Raw genomic sequence first — 5,745 nt, forward strand, 5'->3', positions numbered from 1 at the left:
AAGATGCTGGAGTTGTCGATTTATGAAGGCATACCGCATCTGCTGGCGCCGGTTGTCACCGACATGCGCCAGGCGGGCCATGCGCTCAACTGGGGCGTCAATGAGATGGAACGGCGCTACAAGCTGATGAGCAAGCTCGGCGTGCGCAATCTGGCTGGCTACAACACGAAAATTACCGAAGCCGAGCGGAATGAACAAAAGATTCCAAATCCGTTCAGCCTGACGCCGGATGCGCCCGAACCGCTGGAAAAACTGCCGACCATCGTCATCATCATCGACGAGCTGGCTGACCTGATGATGGTGGTCGGTAAAAAGGTGGAAGAACTGATAGCACGCATCGCGCAAAAAGCCCGTGCCGCCGGTATCCACTTGATTCTCGCCACGCAGCGCCCATCTGTAGATGTGATCACCGGTTTGATCAAGGCCAATATCCCTACGCGTATCGCCTTTCAAGTCAGCAGCAAGATAGACTCGCGCACGATACTGGATCAAATGGGCGCGGAAGCATTGCTCGGCATGGGCGACATGCTGTACATGCCGCCGGGTACCGGCTTGCCGGTGCGTGTGCACGGCGCCTTCGTTTCCGATGAAGAAGTGCATCGCGTGGTCGATCATTTGAAGGCACAGGGTGAACCAAACTATATCGAAGGCATCCTAGAAGGGGGTGTTGCAGAAGACGGCGACTTGACGCTGGGTGCTGAAGGCGGTGCCGGTGGGGGCGAAGCGGATGCGCTTTACGATCAGGCTGTCGCCATCGTGCTGAAGAATCGTCGCGCCTCGATTTCACTGGTGCAGCGTCACCTCCGTATCGGCTATAACCGCGCTGCGCGTCTGCTGGAACAGATGGAGCAAAGCGGCCTGGTCTCAACCATGCAATCCAACGGCAACCGTGAAATCCTGGTGCCTGCCGGGAATGCAGCTGAATAGAAAGACCATATGAATCAACAGCAATGTTCAGTTACAAAAATGTTTGACTATCGCGTACCCGCACTGGCAACGCTGGTGCTGGCGTGTGCGCTGGCATTGCCAGGCTTGGTGCATGCTGCCGCGCTGGAACAATTCAAATCCTTTGTCGCATCGACGCAATCCGCACGCGGCGAGTTCACCCAGCATCTGGTGAAGATAGATAGCGGCACTGCGAAGATATCGAATCGATCTTCCGGCACCTTTACCTTCGCGCGTCCGGGCAAGTTCATCTGGACTTATCAAAAACCCTACGAGCAGTTGCTGCAGGCCGATGGTGAGAAACTCTATATCTACGACAAGGATTTGAACCAGGTCACGATCAAGAAACTGGGCAATGCGCTCGGCTCTTCACCTGCGGCCATCCTGTTCGGCAGCAACGATCTGGAAAAGAACTTTACGCTGAAAGAAGCCGGCACCAAGAATGGTCTGGAATGGCTGGAAGCCACGCCGAAAGCGAAGGATACGACTTTCGATCATATCGGCATCGGTTTGCGCAACGGCTTGCCGGAGGCGATGGAGTTGCGCGATTCCTTCGGTCAGGTATCGCTGCTGTCGTTTACCAAGTTCGAGAAAAATCCGTCTATGCCCGCCCATCAGTTCAAGTTTACAGTGCCGAAAGGCGCGGACGTTTTCCAGTAAATGATGTGCCGTTGCGTATGTGCAGTCACGCAAAAATAGTGTTGATGTAGCGACGCCAGCCTGAATTTCCGGCTGGCGTCGATTTTTATTTTCAGATCAGGCAAAGAAGCATACATCCATGAGTTTCATCCCCCTCGCCGAACGACTACGCCCGCATACTCTTGACGAGGTGATAGGGCAGCAGCACATACTCGGTGCCGGCAAGCCGCTGCGCGTGGCGTTTGAATCGGGCGAGCCGCATTCGATGATTTTGTGGGGCCCGCCGGGGGTCGGCAAGACCACGCTGGCGCGCTTGATGGCAGACAGCTTCAATGCCGAATTCATTGCGCTGTCCGCAGTGCTTTCCGGTGTCAAGGATATACGCGACGCAGTTGAGCGTGCGCAGCTGTCCCGCGCTGCGATGGGGCGCCGCACGATACTGTTCGTCGACGAAGTGCATCGCTTCAACAAGAGCCAGCAGGATGCCTTCCTGCCGCATGTGGAAAGCGGCTTGTTCACTTTCATAGGTGCGACTACGGAAAATCCATCGTTTGAAGTCAACGGTGCCTTGCTGTCGCGGGCTGCTGTCTATGTGCTGAAATCGCTGGATGAAGAGGATCTCGCTGCGATGCTGGAACGTGCAGCCGCCCATGAGTTGGACGGCATCAGCTTTACGCCCGATGCAAAAGCCACACTGATCGCCAGCGCGGATGGCGACGGCCGCAAGTTGCTGAACAACCTGGAAATCGTCGCCCGCGCCGCGCAAGCGAAAAAACTGCATGAAGTCGATGCCGAGTTATTGAAGGCCTGTTTGGGTGACGCCTTGCGTCGCTTCGATAAAGGCGGCGATGCATTCTATGATCAGATTTCCGCCCTGCATAAATCGGTGCGCGGTTCGAATCCGGATGCCTCGCTGTACTGGTTTGTCCGCATGCTAGACGGCGGTGCCGATCCGCGTTATCTGGCGCGCCGTATAGTGCGCATGGCGAGTGAAGATATCGGCCTGGCCGACCCGCGCGCATTGCGTTTGACGCTGGATGCCGCCGAAACCTATGAACGCCTCGGTTCGCCCGAGGGTGAACTGGCCTTGGCGCAAGCGGTGGTCTATCTGGCATGCGCAGCCAAATCGAACGCTGTCTACAAGGCCTACAATGCCGCGCGTGCGCATATCGCCAAGGACAAATCGCGTCCGGTGCCTGAGCATTTGCGCAATGCGCCGACCAAGCTGATGAAGGAACTTGGTTACGGCAAGCTGTATCGCTATGCGCATGACGAGCCGGATGCCTATGCGGCTGACGAGACTTATCTGCCGGATGGGATGGCCGAACCGCACTGGTATCAACCGACGCCGCGTGGACTGGAAGGCAAGATTAGCGAGAAACTCGCCTATCTGCACGCGCTGGATCAGGCGGCCCGGAAAAAACATAAATAACATTAACGCTTGAATTGAGCCTGTATAGACGCGAGAACAAGGTCGCGCTTGGTACAATGGCATTTTTTCGCACCCATACTTCTCCATTGCCATGATCGACATACAACTCTTACGCAAAGACATAGACACGGTCGCTGCCCGCCTAGCGGGACGCAAGTTCAAGCTCGACGTCGCCACCTTCAACGCACTGGAAGCGGAGCGCAAGCAAATCCAGTTCAGCACCGAGGATTTGCAAAACAAGCGCAACACGCTGTCCAAGCAGATCGGTGCCTTGAAAGGCAAGGGCGAAGATACCTCGGCGGTGATGGCGGAAGTGGCCGGCATAGGCGATGAATTGAAGGCATCCGCAGCACGCCTGGAAATTCTGCAGACCGACATTAGCAAATTCATGCTGGCGATACCCAACCTGCCGCATGAATCGGTGCCGGTCGGTACGGACGAAGCCGACAATGTCGAGTTGCGCAAGGTCGGCACGCCGCGCACCTTTGATTTCGAAGTCAGGGATCATGTGGATATAGGCGCAGCGCTGGGTCTGGATTTTGACGTCGCAGCCAAGATCACCGGCTCGCGTTTCTCGGTCATGAAAGGCGGCATCGCTCGCCTGCACCGCGCGCTGGCGCAATTCATGCTCGATACGCACACTGCCGAGCACGGTTACACCGAATGCTATACGCCTTACATCGTCAATGCCGATTCCCTGCAGGGCACGGGTCAGCTGCCGAAATTCGAAGCCGATCTGTTTGCGGTGAAAAAGGGCGGGCAGGAAGGCGAGGGTGAAGCGCTGTACCTGATTCCTACCGCCGAAGTGCCGCTGACCAATATCGTGCGCGATGAAATCGTCGCCGCCGAGGCGCTGCCTATCCGCCTGACTGCGCATTCACCATGCTTCCGTTCCGAAGCCGGCAGCTACGGTCGCGATACGCGCGGCATGATACGCCAGCACCAGTTCGACAAGGTCGAGATGGTGCAAGTCGTTCATCCCGAAAAATCGTACGAGGTGCTCGACGAGATGTGCAGCCATGCCGAAAACATCCTGAAAAAACTCGGCTTGCCATATCGCGTCATCACGCTGTGCACTGGCGACATGGGTTTTGGTGCTACCAAGACTTACGATCTGGAAGTGTGGTTGCCGGCGCAAAACACTTATCGTGAAATTTCATCGGTATCGAATTGCGAAGCCTTCCAGGCACGCCGCATGCAGGCGCGTTTCCGCAATGCACAAGGCAAGCCGGAATCGGTACATACGCTCAATGGCTCCGGCCTGGCGGTCGGACGCACCCTGGTCGCACTGCTGGAAAACTATCAGCAAGCCGATGGCAGCGTGCTCATCCCGGAAGTCTTGCATCCGTATATGGGCGGTTTGACGCGCCTGCTACCGCAGGCGTAAAAAACAGATTACGAAATGCGTGTGATCAGGTCGGCGGCTGCTGATTCATCGCCGTCTTTCTCGGTCGCACAAGGTCCCAGGCGGCGGTCTATGAACAGGCTGTTGCCCGGGATTTTTTTTGCCTGTTTTTTTGCATCCGCAGTGGCGGTAGCGATTTGATGATGCGAACAGTACTGCCCGGGCTCAACCTTCACCAGGCCCAGCGATATCGTGGCCAGTGTATGAAAAACCCTTTTCCCGCGCCGGTCTTCGCTGACATAACCGCCTTTCTTGCGATCTTCTTCACTGTAGAAGTCGGGAACGGCCGCTGCGAATACATCGATGATCGTTCTGCAGCGTTGTTCCCAATCTTCGCTCTGGAACAGGATGATGAAATCATCGCCGCCTATATGACCGACAAAATCGCGCTGCGGATCGCAATGGCCGCTTAATATTTTACCGGTCAGGCGCAGGATGTCATCGCCCTTGCGGTAGCCGTACACATCGTTGTACGGCTTGAAATGATCGAGATCGACATAGCAGGCACAGAAGTGCGTACCGTTTTCCAGCAAGCGTTCTATATGCTCGTCGATAGGTACATTGCCTGGCAACAGCGTGAGCGGGTTGGCGTAACGCGCAGCATTGATCTGCATTTGCGTGATTTCGCGCATCAGATCGTGTGCATTGCCCATGCCCATGTACTGGCCGGCATCCGTGATGATGAAACCGTTGAACAAGTGATGGCGATCGGCATCGACGATGATCTGGCTCAAGGCATGCAGGGCGGTATTCTTGTCGGTGATCAGCGGATTGCCATCCATGAATAGCGTGCAGGATTTCTTGCCATGCAATTCACGCAAATAAGGCCGGGCAAAGCGATCAATCAGATTGGCGCGCGTGATCAAGCCGACTGGAATGCCATTCGACACGACAGGAATGACCTCCAGCGTCGGGTCGCTGTTGAACATTTCATAGATGCGGTTGTTGTGCACCTCCGGCGAGACTGCTTTCACGCTGCGCAGCAGCTTCAGCGCAGTCAGCATCTTGTGCCCGCGACCGGCTTCATGCGGATAAACCGAGACGCCATTGTGGCGTAACAAGGTGCGCAAGTCGGCGGAGAGCGCGGTCGCGGGGTTGGCGTTCGGACGCGCGATTTTATAGCCCTGACCATAGGCGACGCCCAGGTCGCGGATCATCAGCAATTCGGCATCGGTTTCTATTCCTTCGGCGATGACGATGGTGCCGGATTTTTCTGCGATTTCCTGGATCGAGCGGACAAATTGCAGCTTGATCGGATCCAGGTTGATGCCTTGCACAAAGTGCATGTCTATTTTTACATACTCGGGCCGCAGTTCCGACCACA

Annotated in this window: 5 protein-coding genes; 4 read left to right on the forward strand and 1 reads right to left on the reverse strand. The window is 56.0% G+C overall.

What is annotated here, in order from left to right:
• The 4 genes from Q7T06_RS03560 to serS all read left to right on the forward strand — a co-directional run.
• The coding region (locus Q7T06_RS03560; protein WP_304780261.1) for an FtsK/SpoIIIE domain-containing protein at positions 1-927 on the forward strand (927 nt) is incomplete at its 5' end.
• Positions 928-936: 9 nt separating this feature from the next.
• Positions 937-1,605: an outer membrane lipoprotein chaperone LolA gene (gene lolA / locus Q7T06_RS03565; RefSeq protein WP_304780265.1), complete on the forward strand. Its 669-nt coding sequence runs from the start codon at positions 937-939 to the stop codon at positions 1,603-1,605.
• Positions 1,606-1,723: 118 nt separating this feature from the next.
• Positions 1,724-3,016, forward strand: a complete 1,293-nt coding sequence (locus Q7T06_RS03570) for a replication-associated recombination protein A (RefSeq protein ID WP_304780268.1) — start codon at positions 1,724-1,726, stop codon at positions 3,014-3,016.
• 91 nt (positions 3,017-3,107) lie between these two features.
• Positions 3,108-4,403, forward strand: coding sequence for a serine--tRNA ligase (gene serS, locus Q7T06_RS03575; RefSeq protein WP_304780270.1), 1,296 nt, complete (start codon positions 3,108-3,110; stop codon positions 4,401-4,403).
• An 8-nt stretch (positions 4,404-4,411) separates the two neighbouring features.
• Here serS and Q7T06_RS03580 read toward each other — a convergent pair.
• Positions 4,412-5,745, reverse strand: a 1,334-nt coding sequence (locus Q7T06_RS03580; RefSeq protein WP_304780273.1) for a GGDEF domain-containing protein, incomplete at its 5' end; no start/stop codon positions are given.

Source organism: Herminiimonas sp. (genome assembly GCF_030645555.1).
Taxonomy (GTDB): domain Bacteria; phylum Pseudomonadota; class Gammaproteobacteria; order Burkholderiales; family Burkholderiaceae_D; genus Oxalicibacterium.

Coding starts and splice junctions, on each gene's coding strand:
- serS (WP_304780270.1), top strand. CDS start 3,108: ATGATCGACATACAACTCTTACGCAAAGACATAGACACGGTCGCTGCC.
- Q7T06_RS03570 (WP_304780268.1), top strand. CDS start 1,724: ATGAGTTTCATCCCCCTCGCCGAACGACTACGCCCGCATACTCTTGAC.
- lolA (WP_304780265.1), top strand. CDS start 937: ATGAATCAACAGCAATGTTCAGTTACAAAAATGTTTGACTATCGCGTA.